The 17,222-nt window shown below is 65.9% G+C and carries 17 protein-coding genes and 1 riboswitch; of the genes, 6 read left to right on the plus strand and 11 right to left on the minus strand.

Features of this window, described 5'->3' with window-relative positions; all coding sequences use genetic code 11:
* Positions 1-143: 143 nt before the first annotated feature.
* Positions 144-857: a Crp/Fnr family transcriptional regulator gene (locus ACSQ27_RS11240; RefSeq protein WP_436155587.1), complete on the minus strand. Its 714-nt coding sequence runs from the start codon at positions 855-857 to the stop codon at positions 144-146.
* Between the two features lie 106 nt (positions 858-963).
* Between ACSQ27_RS11240 and ACSQ27_RS11245 the strand changes: the two genes are divergently transcribed.
* The gene (locus ACSQ27_RS11245) at positions 964-1,734 is read left to right on the plus strand and encodes a class II aldolase/adducin family protein (protein WP_436155588.1); all 771 of its coding nucleotides are present in this window, start codon (positions 964-966) and stop codon (positions 1,732-1,734) included.
* A complete protein-coding gene (locus ACSQ27_RS11250; RefSeq protein WP_436155589.1) occupies positions 1,731-2,612 on the plus strand; it encodes a bile acid:sodium symporter family protein in 882 nt (293 codons plus the stop codon). The genes ACSQ27_RS11245 and ACSQ27_RS11250 overlap by 4 nt, the downstream gene beginning before the upstream one ends.
* 3 nt (positions 2,613-2,615) lie before the next feature.
* On the opposite strand, the gene ACSQ27_RS11255 is transcribed toward ACSQ27_RS11250, so the two are convergent.
* The 4 genes from ACSQ27_RS11255 to ACSQ27_RS11270 form a co-directional block, all read right to left on the minus strand.
* Positions 2,616-3,464, minus strand: a complete 849-nt coding sequence (locus tag ACSQ27_RS11255; RefSeq protein WP_436155590.1) for a transglutaminase-like domain-containing protein — start codon at positions 3,462-3,464, stop codon at positions 2,616-2,618.
* 20 nt (positions 3,465-3,484) lie between these two features.
* Entirely contained in the window at positions 3,485-3,796 is a 312-nt protein-coding gene (locus tag ACSQ27_RS11260) for a hypothetical protein (RefSeq protein WP_436155591.1), read from the minus strand.
* Entirely contained in the window at positions 3,797-3,982 is a 186-nt protein-coding gene (locus ACSQ27_RS11265) for a DUF1328 family protein (protein ID WP_436155592.1), read from the minus strand.
* A 232-nt stretch (positions 3,983-4,214) separates the two neighbouring features.
* Positions 4,215-5,579: an AsmA family protein gene (locus tag ACSQ27_RS11270; RefSeq protein ID WP_436155593.1), complete on the minus strand. Its 1,365-nt coding sequence runs from the start codon at positions 5,577-5,579 to the stop codon at positions 4,215-4,217.
* 129 nt (positions 5,580-5,708) lie between these two features.
* On the opposite strand from ACSQ27_RS11270, the gene gstA reads away from it, so the two are divergent.
* Both gstA and ACSQ27_RS11280 read left to right on the plus strand, forming a co-directional pair.
* Positions 5,709-6,317, plus strand: a complete 609-nt coding sequence (gene gstA, locus ACSQ27_RS11275) for a glutathione transferase GstA (protein WP_436155594.1) — start codon at positions 5,709-5,711, stop codon at positions 6,315-6,317.
* 380 nt (positions 6,318-6,697) lie between these two features.
* Positions 6,698-7,804, plus strand: a complete 1,107-nt coding sequence (locus tag ACSQ27_RS11280; RefSeq protein ID WP_436155595.1) for an alkene reductase — start codon at positions 6,698-6,700, stop codon at positions 7,802-7,804.
* 64 nt (positions 7,805-7,868) lie between these two features.
* On the opposite strand, the gene thiE is transcribed toward ACSQ27_RS11280, so the two are convergent.
* The 6 genes from thiE to ACSQ27_RS11310 form a co-directional block, all read right to left on the minus strand.
* Entirely contained in the window at positions 7,869-8,504 is a 636-nt protein-coding gene (gene thiE, locus ACSQ27_RS11285; RefSeq protein ID WP_436155596.1) for a thiamine phosphate synthase, read from the minus strand.
* A 163-nt stretch (positions 8,505-8,667) separates the two neighbouring features.
* Positions 8,668-9,489 (minus strand): thiazole synthase, encoded by an 822-nt coding sequence (locus ACSQ27_RS11290; RefSeq protein WP_436155597.1) that lies wholly within the window; start codon positions 9,487-9,489, stop codon positions 8,668-8,670.
* Positions 9,490-9,702 carry a sulfur carrier protein ThiS gene (thiS, locus tag ACSQ27_RS11295; RefSeq protein WP_436155598.1) on the minus strand — a complete coding sequence of 71 codons (213 nt, stop codon included), beginning with the start codon at positions 9,700-9,702 and terminating at the stop codon, positions 9,490-9,492.
* 1 nt (position 9,703) lies between these two features.
* Positions 9,704-10,765 (minus strand): glycine oxidase ThiO, encoded by a 1,062-nt coding sequence (thiO, locus tag ACSQ27_RS11300; RefSeq protein WP_436155599.1) that lies wholly within the window; start codon positions 10,763-10,765, stop codon positions 9,704-9,706.
* A 12-nt stretch (positions 10,766-10,777) separates the two neighbouring features.
* Entirely contained in the window at positions 10,778-12,697 is a 1,920-nt protein-coding gene (gene thiC / locus ACSQ27_RS11305) for a phosphomethylpyrimidine synthase ThiC (RefSeq protein ID WP_436155600.1), read from the minus strand.
* 81 nt (positions 12,698-12,778) lie between these two features.
* Positions 12,779-12,899: riboswitch (TPP riboswitch) on the minus strand.
* A 41-nt stretch (positions 12,900-12,940) separates the two neighbouring features.
* A complete protein-coding gene (locus tag ACSQ27_RS11310; RefSeq protein ID WP_436155601.1) occupies positions 12,941-14,005 on the minus strand; it encodes a LacI family DNA-binding transcriptional regulator in 1,065 nt (354 codons plus the stop codon).
* 114 nt (positions 14,006-14,119) lie between these two features.
* On the opposite strand from ACSQ27_RS11310, the gene ACSQ27_RS11315 reads away from it, so the two are divergent.
* A complete protein-coding gene (locus ACSQ27_RS11315) occupies positions 14,120-15,139 on the plus strand; it encodes a TRAP transporter substrate-binding protein (protein WP_436155602.1) in 1,020 nt (339 codons plus the stop codon).
* Positions 15,140-15,327: 188 nt separating this feature from the next.
* On the plus strand, positions 15,328-17,211 hold the full coding sequence (locus ACSQ27_RS11320) for a TRAP transporter large permease (RefSeq protein WP_436155603.1): 1,884 nt from the start codon (positions 15,328-15,330) through the stop codon (positions 17,209-17,211).
* Positions 17,212-17,222 lie beyond the last annotated feature (11 nt).

Here is a 17,222-nt window from a genome sequence, read left to right on the forward strand (position 1 = left end):
CAACTCCATGAAAAATACGTGGAGCCAGTGTTGCATCGCCCGCCGGACCAGGTAACTGTGCCTACTACGGTATTGGCGCCCGGCGCCACGGTACGCCTACGGTAACCCGAACTCGCGAAACACGCGACGCGGCCCACCCTGGGCTAGCGCGACACGTTGCCCAGCGCCTCCAGCCGCGCGGCCGAAACAATCTCTATGCGCCGGTAGCGCAGCGCGATCGCGCCTTGCTCCACCATGGCCTTGAGCTCCACCGACAGCGTCTGCCGGCTGACGCCCAGCATCATGGCCAGCGCCTCCTGCGACACCGGCACCACCGGCCGCGCCTTCAGCGCCAGCGTGGCATCGCCGCGCGCCAGCAGCAACAGGCGGCGCGCCACACGCGCGCGGGTTGAACGCAGCGCCGCGTCCTCCACCATGCCGTACAGCGAGCGCACGCGCGCGGCCAGCAGCCCCGCGATGGCCCGGGCAAAGGGCGCGCCCTCCATCAGCGCGGCAAAAGCCGGCTGCGGCACCACCAGCACCTCGGCCGCCGACAGCGCCGTGGCATCGTGGGTGCGCGGCTCGCCGTCCATCAGGGAAATTTCGCCTATCCAGTTGCCGGACTCCAGCACCACCAGGATGGCCTCGCGCCCGTCTTCGCGCAGGGAAGAGATCTTGAGCATCCCGCCCAGCAGCCCGTAAAAGCCGCCGGGCGCATCGCCCTGGCGAAACAGCATCTCGCCGGGCCGCAGGCGCAGCACTTCGGCTGATGCCAGCAGCGCCTCACGGTCCGCCAGCGGCAGCGCGCCAAACCAGGGGTTGGCCGACATGCGCGCCATGGGGGAGGGCGGGGGAGGTGTCGCGGGAACGATAGGCATGCGGCCAATTGTCAAATTTTTGACAGTTCCACGTCAAGCACGGACGTATCGTGCACCTGAGTTCGTAAAAACCATTACCTAACCACTAGCCCCGGAGACAAATCCCATGCATATCCCCTCACTTAAAGAAGTCGTCAGCGCTGAAGAATGGCAGCTGCGCTGCGACCTCGCCGCCTGCTACCGCCTGGTCGCCTTCTACGGCTGGAGCGACCTGGTCTTCACCCATATCAGCGCCAAGCTGCCGGAATCGGTTTCCGGCGCGGGCAATCACCATTTCCTGATCAACCCCTACGGCCTGATGTTTGACGAGATCACCGCGTCCAGCCTGGTCAAGGTCGACGGCCAGTGCAACAAGGTGATTGACTCACCGTTTCCGGTGAACCCGGCCGGCTTTGTGATCCACAGCGCGGTGCACGAGGCCCGCGCCGACGCCGGCTGCGTGCTGCACACCCACACGCGTGCCGGTGTGGCCGTGAGCGCCCAGCAGTGCGGCGTGCTGCCCATCAGCCAGCAGTCGACCTTTGTGCTGGCCTCGCTGGCCTATCACGCCTACGAGGGCGTGGCCTTTCGCGATGACGAAAAGCCGCGCCTGCAGGCCGACCTGGGCAAGGCCAATTTCCTGATGCTGCGCAACCACGGCTTGCTGGTCGTGGGCAAGACGATTGCCGATGCTTTCCTCAGCATGTACACCTTCGAGAACACCTGCCGCATCCAGCTCGACGCGCAGGCCGGCGGCCCGCTGACCGAGGTCAACCCGCTGATCGTCAAGGGCGTGGCCGAGGCCATGCGCGTGCAGACCGGCGGCATGGGCGGGGCCTTTGTCTGGCCCTCGCTGATCCGCAAGCTCGACAAGCTCGATGAAAGCTACAAATCATGAGCGGCTCACCCGTCGTCGCGCAGCTGCTGGTCGCGGCGCTCGCGCTGGTCATGCTGGGCCTGGGCCTGACGCTGAAGGTCGAGGACTTCACGCGCCTGCTCAAATACCCGAAGGCCGTGCTGGTGGCGCTGGTGCTGCAGGTCATGGTGCTGCCCGTGGCCTGCTACGCCATCATCGTGCTGCTGAATGTGCCGCCGCTGTTCGCCGTGGGCCTGATGCTGCTGGCGGCCTCGCCCGGCGGCATCTCGGCCAACCTGTTCAGCCACCTTTTCGGCGGCAACGTGGCGATGAACATCTCGCTGACCGCCATCAACACCCTGCTGTCCATCGTCACCATGCCGGTGATCGCCAACTGGGCCATCAACACCTTCGCCAAAACCGGCCAGGTGGTGCCGCTGCAGTTCGGCAAGGTGGTGGAGGTGATCGTCATCGTGCTGGTGCCGGTGGCCGTCGGCATGTGGCTGCGCACCGTCAAGCCGGGCTGGGCCGCGCGCAGCGAGAACCCCACCAAAATCTTCAGCATCATCGTGCTGGTGGTGGTGGCCGTGGGCGCCGTCGTCAAGGAATGGCAGGCGCTCAGCGGCGGCTTCGCGGCCATAGGCCCGGCCGTGCTGGCCTTCAACCTCGCGAGCCTGCTGGCCGGTTATTACGTAGCCCGGGCGACGGGGCTGGACAAGCCGATCTCCACCGCCATCAGCTATGAGATCGGCATCCACAACGCGACGCTGGCGATCTTCATCGCGCTGGCCGTGCTGGACAACTTCCAGCTGGCGCTGCCCGCGGCGATCTACTCTTTCAGCATGTATGTCACCGCCACGCTGTTCGGCTTGCTGGTGCTCAGGCGGCAGGGCGCGCCTGTCGCGGCGCAAGCGCAGTAAGCGTCAGGCGCTCACCACCGTCAGCACGGGGTGCGCCTGCGCGCCGCCGGGCGAGGGGGGCGGCTCATCGCCTTCGTCCACCGTCAGTTCCTTGCGCGTCATCTGCACGTCGCCGAAGATGGTGGCAAAGGCCACGTCCTTGGCGTCGCGCCCGGTGCCGACACGCACCAGGCGGTCTATGGGTGCCATGCGCGTCGGGTCGAAGATCACCCAGCGCCCGTCAAGCCAGGCTTCAAAGACCGCGTGGAAATCCTGCGGCGGCTCCTCGAAATGCACATAACCCACCACCAGCCGCGCCGGGATGTTCAGGGCGCGGCACATGGTGATGCCCAGGTGCGCGAAATCGCGGCACACGCCCGCGCGCTGCACGAACACCTCCTGTGCCGTGGTCGTTGAATTGCTGAAGCCCGGCAGGTAGCCGATCGACTCGTGGATCCAGCCCTCGATGGCGCGCACCCGGCCTATGCCGGGCGGCAGCTGGCCGAACAGCTGCTGCGCCGCGCGGCTCATGACGTCGGACTCGCAATAGCGGCTGGGCATCAGGTAGCGCAGCACGTCGTCCGGCACGCCGGTCACCGGCGTTTCGTCCAGGTGCAGGGGGACGGGCGCCGGATGCAGCTCCACCCTCGCGCAGTAATTGACGGAGAGCCGGCCTTTGGGCGCATCCAGGCGTATGAAGCGGTTGCCGCTGCGTTCGTCGCAGAAGTTGCGCACCTTCATGCTGGGCGTGATGGTCAGGCGCTCTTCCACCACATGATGGCCTTCATGAAAGGCCGTCTCGATGTTGAAGAGAAAGTGCGCGGGGCTGCTGACTTCGTATTCCAGCAGGGATTCAATCCGGGCGGTATGCATGGGGTGGGCCGTGGAAATTGTCAAAGGCGGGTGCGATGGTCGGGGCTGCCGCGGCCCGGCTTGGCGAACCAGTTCTGGCAGGTCACAAAAACAATGCGCGCGGCGCGCTCCAGCACGTCGACCGAGGGCGCGGCGCGGCGGCGCGCGCGCAGGCGGTTGACCAGCAGGAATTCGGCGATGCTGGCCTGAAACGTGATCTTGCGTTTGGCGACCGCTTGAGGCGGCTGCGCCACCGCCGGCGCGCGCGGTCCCGACCACGGCTGGAACAGCCGCTGCCGGAAACGCGACGCCATGGACGGCGTGAGGGCGCTATCCGCCTTTTGCTGTGCCATCTATTTCATTACCTTGTTCACCGCGCCCACGCCGAGGGCCGCCAGGATCAGGAAGATGACGGCCAGGATCAGGAACAGCCCGAACAGGATCTTGGCAATGCCGGCGGCGCCCGCGGCGACACCGCCGAAGCCCAGGGCACCGGCAATCAGTGAAATCAGCGCAAAAATAATCGCGTACTTGAGCATCTTGGCCTCCTGTGGAAGGTGTCGACGGGCCGGCCCATGCGCAAACGGCATGCGGCACGGGACCGGATTTGTGCGCCGCAACGAAAGCGTCGCGGTGAGTCCCCATGCTAAAAGTGCATGGCCGGGCGCCCCATCAGCAGCGCCCGCTTGCCGCTGTAGGACAAGGGCGCGGCCCTTGCGCCGCTATTCTTTTGCTAGCGCGATACCTAAACGGCGCAAGGCCGTGCGTGGCTTACTTGCCGAACAGGCTGCGAAAGCCCTCGCCCACGCGGTCACCCAGGTTGGCACCGGCGCCCGTGCCCACGCCGGGCAGCAGGGCCGTGCCTATGGCCGCGCCCAGCAGGGCCGAGCGCGACAGCGTGACCTCCGGCTTGTCCAGCGTGCCGCCCACCGTCAGGGGCACGCCCACCGCGCCGCCTATGGCATTGCCCAGTTTGCTGTCGCCCGCCACGTTCACGCTGACACGGCCGCTCAGCGCCTTGGCCGGCGAGATGGCGACATTGCCGGTCGCGCTCAGCGCGCCCGAGCTCGCCACCAGGTTGGTCAGCTGCGCCGACTTGCCCTGCGTGCTCACCTGGCCGGCCAGGGTGTCCAGCTGTGTCTGGCCGCCGCGGCTCAGGCCTATGGTCCTGACCGCCTTGGCCAGGTCCAGCCCGTTGAGCACGGCATTGCGCACGGTGAAGGTTGTCTGGGTCTGCAGCGCATCGACCAGCGCGCCGGTGGTCGCGGCGCGTGAACTGAGCGTGGTGCCGGCCTCGAGCTTGCCTGTCAGCGAATTGCTGGGCGCGGTCAGCGCCGACACCTCGACGTCCCTGGTCTGCAGCTTGCCGTGCAGCAGCAGCTCCTCGCCGGGGCGCGCGGCGGAGCCCGATGGCACCTTCTTCAAGCCCAGCTTGCCTTCCACCTTGCCCCCGCCCACGTCGATGCGCAGGTCCCATTCGTCGCCCGCGGCGGCGGCGCCCGGGGCTGCGGGTTTTGCTTCCTCCCGCTTGAGGCTGGCCTCCAGGCCCTCCAGGTTGCCCTTGAGCAGCTTGAGCGCCACGCTGTCGGGCAGGCCGTCGTCGCCAAAGCGGGCCTCGGCTTGCACCGTGGTGCGCGCGCCCGCGGCGCTGATCCAGGTCACCTCGTCCAGCACCGTGCGGCGCGGCAGCCAATCGAGCTGCGCGGTCTGCGGCTGCCCGGCAGGGGCTTGCGTGGGCGCGGCGGCGGAAGTCGCAGGTTTCTTTTTTTGCAGCAGCAACAGCACGGCGTCAATGCCCTGCTGCGGCAGCACCGCCCGGCGCACCAGCAAGGTCGACACCACCAGCCGCCCCTGCAGCAGCGGTTGCCACTGCGGCCGCACCTCCACGCGCTCCACGGTGATGGCCGGCTTGCTGTGCACCGAAATACCGCTGAGCGCCACCGCCGGCAGCGGCCAGACGTCCACGGCAACGCGGTCCAGCGCCACCGGCACACCCAGTGCGGCGGTGGCCTCGCGCTCCACGCGCTGCCTGAAGCCGTCGGTGCTCACCCAGCGGTGCAGCGTGAACGCCACCACCGTCAGCAACACCATCAAGCCCAGTGCCAGGAACACCCCCCATTTGAAAACTTTTGCCATGCGGCTATTGTGGCGTGCCCCTGGCGCGCGCCCGCAGCAAAGATTCGCCGATCCGGCTAGCATCGGGGGCTGTGCGACATTCCCGCCACAGTTCGCCATAGTTCGCCACACCACAAAGGATGAGACACCATGAAGCTTTATTACTCCCCCGGCGCCTGTTCCCTCTCCCCGCACATCACGCTGCATGAGTCGGGCCTGAAGTTCGAGCACGTGGCGGCGCCCACCAAGACCCACCAGCTGGACGACGGCACCGACTACTACACCATCAACCCGCTCGGTTACGTGCCCCTGCTCGAGCTCGACGACGGTACGCGCATCGCCGAAGGCCCGGCCATCGTGCAATACATCGCCGACCAGGTGCCCGAGAAAAAACTCGCACCGGCCAACGGCACGCTGGAGCGCTACAAGCTGCAGTCGTGGCTGACCTTCATCGGCACCGAACTGCACAAGGGCTTCAGCCCGCTGTTCAATGCCGCTACACCGGCCGAGTACAAAACCATCGTCATCGACAAGCTGCTGTCGCGCCTGAAGTGGGTGGACGGGCAACTGGCCGGCAAGCAGTATTTGATGGGCGATACCTTCAGCGTCGCGGATCCTTATCTTTTTACCGTTACCAACTGGGCGCCTCGGGTTGGGGTGGATATTTCTGGGTTTTCTAATATTGCTGCGTTTCGGGAGCGCGTTGCTGCTCGGCCTGCTGTTCAGGCGGCTATGAAGCATGAAGGGTTGCTTAAATAATTTTTAGCGTTTTCGTACGCTGATGGTGGGTTGTGTTTCGGGGCCGGGGTCGCCCGGCATGCGACTCACTTTTTTTGCTTCGCCAAAAAAAGTAAGCAAAAAAAGGCGACCCGCAGTCTGGGTCCCTACGCTTCGCTACGGGCAACCTGCGGTGCTCGAGCCAAGCGGGGTCAAAAACAACTCGCTTCGCTCAAACAAGTTTTTGCCCTGATCCGCTTGTCTCTGCGCTCCTCGGCCCAGCCAGGACGGGGCAGGCGGGTTCGGGAGCGGGGACAGGATACTGGCCAATAGCATGAAACCAGCAACCTGTGTTGGGCAGGTCAATCGAAACAGGGCCAAACTGGCCCTGTTTTTCATTCCCGCCTTATCAGGACCTTTTCATGCCCACCTTATTCGATACCAACAAAGCCGGTGACCTCGTCCTTGCCAACCGCATCGTGATGGCGCCGCTCACGCGCAACCGTTCGCCCAACGCCGTGCCGCCGGCGATCGCCCGGACTTATTACGCCCAGCGCGCCAGCGCCGGTCTGCTGATCACCGAGGCCACCGCCGTCAGCCACCAGGGCCAGGGTTATGCCGACGTGCCGGGCCTGTACGGCAGCGAGCAGCTCGATGGCTGGAAAAAAGTGACCCATGCCGTGCATGAGAGAGGCGGCAAGATCGTTGTGCAGCTGTGGCATGTGGGCCGTGTGTCGCACAACAAGCTGCAGCCGGATGGCGGCAAGCCGGTCGCGCCTTCGGCCATTACCGCCAAGACAAAAACGGTGCTGATCGAAAACGGCGTGCCGACCTTTGTCGAGACTTCCGAGCCGCGGGCGCTTGATCTCGGCGAAATTCCGGGCATCGTGCACACGTTTGCGGCAGCGGCGCGCAACGCGGTGGAGACCGCCGGCTTTGACGGCGTGGAAATTCACGGCGCCAACGGCTATCTGCTCGACCAGTTCCTCAAGGACGGCAGCAACCAGCGCCGCGACGACTACGGCGGCAGTATCGAAAACCGTGCACGCCTGTTGCTTGAAGTGACTCGCGCCGTGACCGACGCAGTGGGCGGCGGCCGTACCGGCATACGCCTGTCGCCGGTTACCCCGGCCAACGACGTGCACGACAGCAAGCCGCAGGCCTTGTTTGAATACGTGGCCAAGCAACTCGCCGGCCTGAACCTGGCTTACGTCCACGTCATCGAAGGCGCGACCGGCGGCCCGCGTGAACTCGATGACCGGCCCTTCGACTACCCGGCGCTCAAAGCCGCCTACCGCAAGGCCGGCGGCAAGGGCGCCTGGATGGTCAACAACGGCTACGACCAGGCCCTGGCTGAAAAAGCCGTGGCCGACGGCGCCGACCTCGTCGCCTTCGGCAAGCCCTACATCGCCAACCCCGACCTGGTGGAGCGCCTGCGCGCCAAGGCGCCGCTCAACACGCCCGACAAGAACACCTTTTACGGCGGCGGCGAAAAAGGCTACACCGACTACCCGACACTGTCGGACTGATTGCTGCCGGCTTTCACTGCAAAAGGGCTGCCGGGATTTTCCCGCAGCCCTTTTTCTTTTCCTTTTAGCGGTTGGCCAGCCGCAAGCCGTGCAGCGCAGCCTCCTGCGGGTCCGGCGCCAGCGTCACCGCGCTGACCACCGCCACGCCGTCCACGCCGCAGGCCATCACGCCGGGCACCAGCGCCAGCGAAATCCCGCCTATCGCAACAACGGGGTAAGGCGCCGCATCCTGCGCCCAGGCTTTCAGGCGCTCCAGCCCCACCGGTTCATAGGGCATGACCTTGAGCGTCGTCGGGTAGATCGGGCCTATGGCGAGGTAGGAGGGCTGTACCGCCTTGGCGCGCGCCAGTTCGGCCGGTGTATGCGTGCTCAGGCCCAGGCGCAGGCCGGCGTCACGCAGGGCCGTGATGTCGGCCGTGTCCAGGTCTTCCTGGCCCAGGTGCACGCCATAGGCGCCTGCTTCCAGTGCCAGTTGCCAGTGGTCGTTGATAAACACCTGCGCACCGGGCACGTCGCGCCCGGCCGCCACTGCGGTGCGAACTTCCCACGCGATCTCTTCCGCGTCGAAGTCGTCCGCCTTGATGCGCAGCTGGATGGTGCGTACGCCCCAGCCCAGCAGGCGCCGCACCCAGGCGGCATCGGGCACGACAGGGTAAAAACCGATAGGGCCGGTGAGGGGGGCGAAAGAGGGTGGGTTCATGAGGCTTGCTCCGGTTTTAGCTCCTTCCCCCGCTGGGGGAAGGTTGGGATGGGGGCTCTTCGACGGGGAGGCGGAGGCTTTTGAGGTGATCATGCGCCGCTGGCCCCCACCCCTGCCCTCCCCCAGTGGGGGAGGGAGCAAGAGTGAGCGGACCGGTCACGCATCAGGGGGCGTGCCAGAAAGGAACACCGACGGTCGGTGTTGAGGCCTGCGCGGCTGCGCGTTCAGGCATCGGCGTGGATTCATAGGCCGCGCGGCCGGCCGCCACGCCGTCGGCAAAAGCGCGCGCCATGCGCACCGGGTCGCCGGCCTGTGCCACCGCGGTGTTCAGCAGCACGGCGTCAAAGCCCAGCTCCATCACCTGCGCGGCATGCGAGGGCCGGCCCAGGCCGGCGTCGACCACCAGCACCGCGTCGGGCAAACGCCGGCGCATGGTTTCCAGCGCGTAGGGATTGAGCGGCCCGCGGCCCGTGCCTATGGGTGCGGCCCAGGGCATCACGGCCACGCAGCCTGCCGCGTGCAAGCGCTGCGCCATCACCAGGTCGTCGGTGGTGTAAGCGAACACGGAAAAGCCTTCCTTCACCAGCGTCGTCGCGGCTTCCAGCGTCGCCACCGTGTCGGGTTGCAGCGTGTAGTCGTCGCCTATGACTTCGAGCTTGATCCAGGGCGTGCCGAAAATCTCGCGCGCCATCTGCGCCAGCGTGACGGCCTCTTCGGCGCTGTGGCAACCCGCCGTGTTGGGCAGGATGCGGCAGTTCATGGCCTGCACGCGCTGCCAGAAGCTGTTGCCGCCGCCGCTCTCGGGCTGCAGGCGGCGCAGGCCTACCGTCAGCACCTCGGTGCCGCTGGCGCGCACCGCGTCGCCCAGCACCTGCGGCGACGGGTAATGCGAGGTGCCCAGGAAGAATCGGCTGGACAGCGTGACGCCTGCCACGGTCCAGGGGCTGCCGTGAGCGATGGGGGATGAAGCGGTGGTGGTGTCCATTCAGCCTCCTGTTATTGGAGTAACTATGTCTATGCGGTCGCCGTTATTCAAGCGGCGATCAGGCCATTGCGGACGCGGCACAAAACTGCTGTTGATCGCGCAGGCGAACGCTCCCTGCAACTGGTAGCCACGCGCCAGCAGCAAGGCCTGCAAGGTCGGCGCGTCGGTTTGAAGGGTTTCGCCGTTCAGCGAGATGTTGATCGTCGTTGTCATGTCATGCATTTTCCTGTCCCAACAGTTGGCGGACCAGCCCCTCGACCAGCGCCGGCGCGCATAAATAGCCGTGGCGGTACAGGCCGTTGATATGCCAGACGCCGTGCCGCTGCGCAATCGTGGGCCGGTGATTGTCCAGTGCCGGGCGCAAGGCCGCCGCCAGGCGTAACACTCGCGCCTCGCCAAAGGCCGGGTGCAGGCTGTGCAGCGCGCTGCCCAGCTCCAGCGTGGAGCGCAAGGTCACCGGCCCGGCGTCTTCCGACTCCAATTCGGTCGCGCCGACCACGAACTGGTGATGGGGGCGCGGCGCCACGTAGAGCTGGTAACGCGGATGCATCAGGCGCACGGGACGCTGCAGGCTCACGCCCGGGCATTCAACAGTCAGTACCTCGCCGCGCACACCGCGCAGCTGCGGCCAGCTTTCTTTCGCACCCACACCGCGAGCATCGACTGCGACGTCCACGCCGTAGCTCTGCCCCGCGCACTCGATATGGTCGTCTTCCACGGCGTCGACGGGCCGGCCTTCCATCCACGTGCCACCCAGCCGGTCAATCTCCACCGCGAGCGCGGCCATCCACTGGTCGTTGGCCAGCTGGCCTTCGCCGTCCAGCAACAGGCCGTTGCCAAAACGCCCGGCCAGCGCCGGTTCGGCGCGCGCCAGTGCGGCCGCGTCCAGCGTGTGCACCTGGGCCCGCACGGCCTCGGGCAGTTTGTGCAGCAGCAGGCCGGTGAAATGCGCGAGCGAGCTTTGGTCAGGCGCATGCGCCACGACCAGCGTTCCTTCACGCCGGAAATACACCGGCAGGCCCGCATCGGCCAGCTCGCCTATCCATTGCGGCCACAGCTGCATGGAGCGCTGGCCCAGCGCGAACACGGCGTCGTCGGACACCGCGAGTTCAGCCAGCGGCGACAGCATGGCCGCCGCCGTCATCGACGCCGTGGCGAGGTCGCCGCGCGCCCGCGCGTCGAACAGGCTCACGCGGCAGCCGGCACGCAGCAGGCGCCAGGCCAGCGTGCGGCCGGCCAGGCCCGCGCCCGCGATGCCGATGTGCAAGGTGCTCATGTCAGGAACAACTCAAGAATAAATCTCGCTGCCGCCTTCACGGAACTCCTTGGCCTTTTCCTCAAAGCCGGTCGCGATCTGCTTGATCGGAATTGTCCCGGCCGCCGGCGCCAGCGTGGTGCTGGCCGGGTTGAGCCGCGCGAACTCGCGCACCTCCTGCGAGATTTTCATCGAGCAGAACTTCGGCCCGCACATGGAGCAGAAATGCGCGACCTTGGCGTTTTCTTTCGGCAGCGTTTCGTCGTGGTAGGCCATGGCCGTGTCGGGGTCGATTGCCAGGCGGAACTGGTCTTCCCAGCGGAACTCGAAGCGCGCCTTGGAGACCGCGTTGTCCCACATCTGCGCACCCGGGTAGCCCTTGGCGAGGTCGCCCGCATGCGCGGCGATCTTGTAGGCGATCAGGCCCTGCTTCACGTCGTCGCGGTTCGGCAGGCCCAGGTGTTCCTTGGGCGTCACGTAGCACAGCATGGCCGTGCCGTACCAGCCGATGTTGGCCGCGCCCATGGCCGAGGAGATGTGGTCGTAGCCCGGCGAGATGTCGGTGATCAGCGGGCCCAGCGTGTAGAAGGGCGCCTCGAAGCAGGCCTCGAGCTGCTTGTCGACGTTTTCCTTCACCAGCTGCAGCGGCACGTGGCCCGGGCCTTCGATCATCACCTGTACGTCATGCTTCCAGGCGATCTGCGTGAGTTCGCCCAGTGTGTGCAGCTCGGCGAACTGCGCTTCGTCGTTCGCGTCGGCAATCGAGCCGGGCCGCAGGCCGTCGCCCAGCGAGAAACACACGTCGTAGGCTTTCATGATCTCGCAGATCTCTTCAAAGCGTTCGTACAGAAAGCTTTCCTTGTGGTGAGACAAACACCACTTGGCCATGATGGAACCGCCGCGCGAGACGATGCCCGTCAGCCGGTTCGCCGTGAGCGGCACATAGGCCAGGCGCACGCCGGCGTGGATGGTGAAGTAGTCCACGCCCTGCTCGGCCTGCTCGATCAGCGTGTCGCGGAAGATTTCCCAGGTCAGGTCTTCGGCCTTGCCGTTGACTTTTTCGAGTGCCTGGTAAATCGGCACCGTGCCGATGGGCACCGGCGAGTTGCGCAGAATCCATTCGCGGGTTTCATGGATATTCTCGCCGGTCGAGAGGTCCATCACGGTGTCGGCGCCCCAGCGGATCGACCAGACCAGCTTGTCGACTTCTTCCTCAATGCTCGAGGTGACCGCCGAGTTGCCGATGTTGGCATTGACCTTGATCAGGAAGTTGCGGCCGATGATCATCGGCTCGCTCTCGGGGTGGTTGATGTTGTTCGGGATGACGGCGCGGCCGCGCGCCACTTCATCGCGCACGAACTCGGCCGTGATCTGCTCCGGGATCGCGGCGTTGAAGGAATGGCCTTTTTTCGGCATGCGCTCGGTGGCCAGGCGTTCGGCCAGCTGCGCGCGCACCAGGTTTTCGCGCACCGCGATGTATTCCATCTCCGGCGTGATGATGCCTTTGCGCGCGTAATGCATTTGCGACACGTTGGCGCCCGCCTTGGCGCGGCGCGGCACGGGCGCATGCGCCATGCGCAGCGCGGCCAGGGCCGGGTCGTTCAGGCGTTCGCGGCCGTAGGCGCTGCTGATGCCCGGCAGGGCCTCGGTGTCCTGGCGCTCGTTGATCCAGGCGCCGCGCAGCGGCGGCAGGCCGCGCGTGATGTCGATGGGAGAGGCCGGGTCGGTGTAGACGCCGGAGGCGTCGTACAGGCGCAGGGGCGGGTTGGCTTCGCGGCGCGGCTCACCGGCGCCTTCGTGCACCAGCGTGTCGGTCAGCGTGACCTCGCGAAAAGGCACGCGGATGTCGGGGCGCGAGCCTTCCAGGTAGATCTTTTTCGAGCCGGGAAACGGCGCGCGCGTGATGCGGCTCGTGAGGTCTTGGGTGTCAACGGTGAGTCGGGTTTTGGCCATGTGGTTCTCCAGGAGGTGGGGTGCCTGCTGGGGAGCCGGAGGGTCCATGGGCGGCGTCTGGGGGTGCCGCTACGGAGTGCCGGAGCCAATTGCGTTGTTCCCTACGCGGGGATGACCCCGATCAGGTTCAGCGGGTCTCGCATACTGCGATCTCAGCCTTGGCATTCCTTACGAAACATCCTTGGCACCCCGACAAGCTGCATGCATTGTATGCACGCCAGCCCATCCTGGCAACGACAGCAGCTACGGGAGGTTTTCCCTGAAGATGACTTGACTGCGTACGGCGTCGACACCGCTCATTACGTCGCGCCCATCGCGCAGGTTGGTGAACATGCGCACGCAGCTCATCATGGCCGACTGCGGGCTTTGGGTGATCACCGCGTCCATGCTGCCGTCTATCAGCATGGCGCGCGTGTCGGGCGTGAGGCCGTGGCCTATGAAGACCACCTTGTGCTCGCGCCCCATTTCTTTCAGCGCGCGCGCCACGCCGTCGGAGGCGCCGCCTATGTTGTAAATGCCCGCGAGGTCGGGGTATTGCTCGAGCAGCGTGCGCGTCTGCTCATAATTTTTCTGCGCATCGTCCTGCCCTTCGCGCAGGCCCACCACCTGCAGCGTGGGAAACATCTCCTCGATCACGTGCAGGAAGCCGGCCTCGCGCTCCTCGTGCGCGCGGTAGCTCAGCGAGCCGGCGATCAGCGCCACCTTGCCTCCGCGCGCGCCGGGGGCGATGAAGCGGCCCACCAGGTAGCCGGCCGTGCGCCCGGCGGCGCGGTTGTCCAGGCCCACATAACCGGCGCGCTGAGAGCCCGACAGGTCCGAGATCAGCGTGATGGTGGGCACGCCCTTTTCGGCGAGTTCGCTGACGGCCTCGCGCACCGCCGGGTGTTCCAGGGCCATGAAGGCAATGCCCTCGCTGCGCTTGCCCTGCTGCTGCAGGCTGGCCGCCAGCTGTTGCGGGTTGAAGCTTTCAAACAGCTCGGTGCGGCATTTCACGTTGAAAGGCGTCAGGTGTTCCTGCGAATAACCGACCGTATCACCCAGCATGCGGATAAAGCGGTTGCTGCCGTCGGGCAGCAAAAACGTCAGCCGCATGGGCGGCGCCGCCAGCGCGGCATAGAGCCCCGTCTCGGGCAGGTAGTCCATCTCGGCCGCGGCCTTGAGCACCTTTTGCGCGGTGGCCCCGCGCACGCCGGGGCGCTGGTTCAGCACCCGGTCTACAGTGGCGGTGGAAACGCCGGCGGCGCGCGCAATGTCGACCACGCGTGCCCGCTGCTGCGGCCCCTCCAATCCATCAGGGATAACCCTCATACATCAAAATCCATCATTTTTCTCGTTTGACGACTGAATACCCTGCGCCTATCGTTGCGCTGCTTTCACCCAATGATGCATCAAATTGCATCAAAACAAAACTGGAGACAAACCATGACTGAAGTCACCCGCCGCAGCGTGCTGCGTACCCTGTCCGCCGTTCCTGCCGCCGGCATCGCCGCCGCCCTGCCTTCCATGGCCCGCGCCGCCGAGTTCTCCTACAAGTACGGCAACAACCTGCCCGTCACCCACCCGCTCAACATCCGCGCCCAGCAGGCCGCCGACCGCATCCTCAAGGAAAGCAACGGCCGCGTCGAGATCAAGATCTTCCCGAACAACCAGCTGGGCGGCGACACCGACATGCTGGCCCAGGTGCGCTCCGGCGGCATCGAGTTCTTCACGCCCTCAGCGCTGGTCATCGCCACGCTGGTGCCGGTGGCCGCCATCAACGCCGTGGGTTTTGCCTTCAGCGACTACAACCAGGTCTGGGGCGCCATGGACGGCAAGCTGGGCGCGCATGTGCGCGAGGCCATCAGCAAGTCGCGCCTTTATGCGTTTGAAAAAATGTGGGACAACGGCTTCCGCCAGACCACCAGCAGCAAGGCGCCGGTGACCACGGCCAAGGACATGGACGGCCTGAAAATTCGCGTGCCGGTCAGCCCGCTGTCGATCTCCATGTTCAAGGGCCTGGGCGCCGCGCCCGCCAGCCTGCAGTTCAGCGAGGTCTATTCCTCGCTGCAGACAAAAATCGTCGACGCGCAGGAAAACCCGCTGCCCATCATCCAGGTCGCCAAGCTCTATGAAGTGCAGAAGTTCTGCTCGCTGACCAACCACATCTGGGACGGCTACTGGTTCATCGCCAACGGCCGCGCCTGGGACAAGCTGCCCGCCGACCTCAAGACCATCGTGGCCCGCGCCATCAACGAAGCCGGCCTGCAACAGCGCGATGACATCAAGAAGCTCAACGAGACCGTGGTGGCCGATTTGCAGTCCAAGGGCCTCACCATCAACCGCCCGACGGCCGACAGCTTCCGCGCCAAGCTGCGTGAGGCCGGGTTTTATGGCGAGTGGAAAGAGCGTTTTGGGGCTGAGGCCTGGGGGCTCCTGGAGCAGTCCGTAGGCAAGCTCGCGTAAGGAGTTCTTTCCTTTCTTGCTCCCTCCCCCGCTGGGGGAGGGCAGGGGTGGGGGCCAGCGGCGCTTAAACAAGCGCTTCTCCCAAGGCCGCCAGCCCCCATCCCAACCTTCCCCCAGCGGGGGAAGGGGCAAGACAAACGGCCTCAGCATCAGCGCCTCTTCCCGCCTTCCTCCCGGAGATTCACCCCATGTCCCACGCCTCTCCCCAGTCACCTGCCGACGCGCCACCCGCCAACGCGCTAAGCCACCTCGCGCACAAGGCGGATCGCGGTCTGGGCACTGTGGTGGAGTCCATCGCCGCCGCCCTGGTGCTGGCCGAGATCTTTGTGCTGTTTGCCGGCGTGGTCTCGCGCTACGTCTTCCATGCGCCGCTGGTCTGGTCGGACGAGCTGGCCTCCATCATGTTCCTGTGGCTGTCCATGCTGGGTGCGGTCGTCGCGCTGCGCCGCGGCGAACACATGCGCATGACGGCGCTGGTCAACAACGTCAAGCCGCACACCCGCGCGCTGCTCGACACCCTGGCGATCACCGCGTCGATCGCCTTCCTGGTGCTGGTGATCTACCCGGCCTCGGAATACGCTTATGAAGAGAGTTTCATCGTCACCGCGGCGATGGAAGTCAACAACGCCTGGCGCGCCTCGGCCATCCCCATCGGCATGGCGCTCATGGTCATCCTGGCGGTGCTGCGCCTGCTGCGCATCAGCACCTTCAAACAGACCGGCATCGCGCTGGCCGGCACCGCCGCCGTGGTCCTGCTGTTCTGGTTCGCGCAGCCGCTGCTGCAGCCGCTGGGCAAACTCAACCTGATCCTGTTTTTTGTGGCCGTCGTCGCCGGTACCGTGCTGTCCGGCGTGCCGATTGCCTTCTCGTTCGCGCTGGCCACCTTCGGCTACCTCGCGCTCACCACCTCTACGCCGTTGCTGGTCATGGTCGGACGCATGGACGAAGGCATGTCGCACATGATCCTGCTGGCGGTGCCGCTGTTCATCTTCCTGGGCGCGCTGATCGAGATGACCGGCATGGCCAAAGCCATGATCCAGTTCCTGGCCAGCCTGCTGGGCCATGTGCGCGGCGGCCTCAGCTATGTGCTGATCGGCGCGATGTACCTGGTCTCCGGCATCTCGGGCTCCAAGATCGCCGACATGGCGGCCATCGCGCCCGTGCTCTTCCCCGAGATGAAAAAGCGCGGGGCCAAGCCCGGCGACCTGGTGGCCCTGCTGTCGGCCACCGGCGCGCAGACCGAAACCATTCCGCCTTCCATCGTGCTGATCACCATAGGCTCGGTCACCGGCGTGTCGATTGCCGCGCTGTTCACCGGCGGCCTGCTGCCGGCCGTGGTGCTGGGCGCGGCGCTCTGCACCGTCGTGTGGTGGCGCTACCGCCATGAAGACCTGAGCGGTGTCGCGCGCCACAGCAAACGCGAGATCGGCAAGCTGCTGCTGATCGCGCTGCCCGCCATCATCCTGCCCTTCGTGATCCGCGCCGCGGTGGTCGAGGGCGTGGCCACCGCCACCGAGGTGTCCACCATCGGCATCTTCTATTCGGTGCTGGCCGGCCTCTTCCTGTACCGCCAGTTCCCGTGGCGCCGGCTCATGCCCATGCTGATAGAGACTGCGTCGCTGACCGGCGCCATCATGTTCATCATCGGCTGCGCCACCGCCATGGCCTGGGGCCTCACGCAGTCGGGCTTCTCGCAGGACCTGGCGCGCGTCATGGGCAGCCTGCCCGGCGGCGCCTATGGTTTCCTCGCGGTGTCCATCGTCGCTTTCGTCATCCTGGGCAGCGTGCTGGAGGGCATTCCCGCCATCGTGCTGTTCGGCCCCTTGCTGTTTCCCATCGCGCGCATGGTCGGTGTGCACGACGTGCACTACGCCATGGTGGTGATCTTCGCCATGGGCATTGGCCTGTTCGCGCCGCCCTTCGGTGTCGGCTATTACGGCGCCTGCGCGGTCAGCAAGGTCGACCCCGACGAGGGCATCCCCTACATCTGGGCCTATATGGGCGCGCTGCTGATCGGTTTGGCCCTGGTGGCCGCCGTGCCCTGGTTCTCCACCGGCTTCCTCAAAACCTGAACCTCCCCAAA

Source organism: Polaromonas sp. LjRoot131 (assembly GCF_964252805.1).
In the GTDB taxonomy this organism is placed as follows: Bacteria; Pseudomonadota; Gammaproteobacteria; order Burkholderiales; family Burkholderiaceae_C; genus Polaromonas.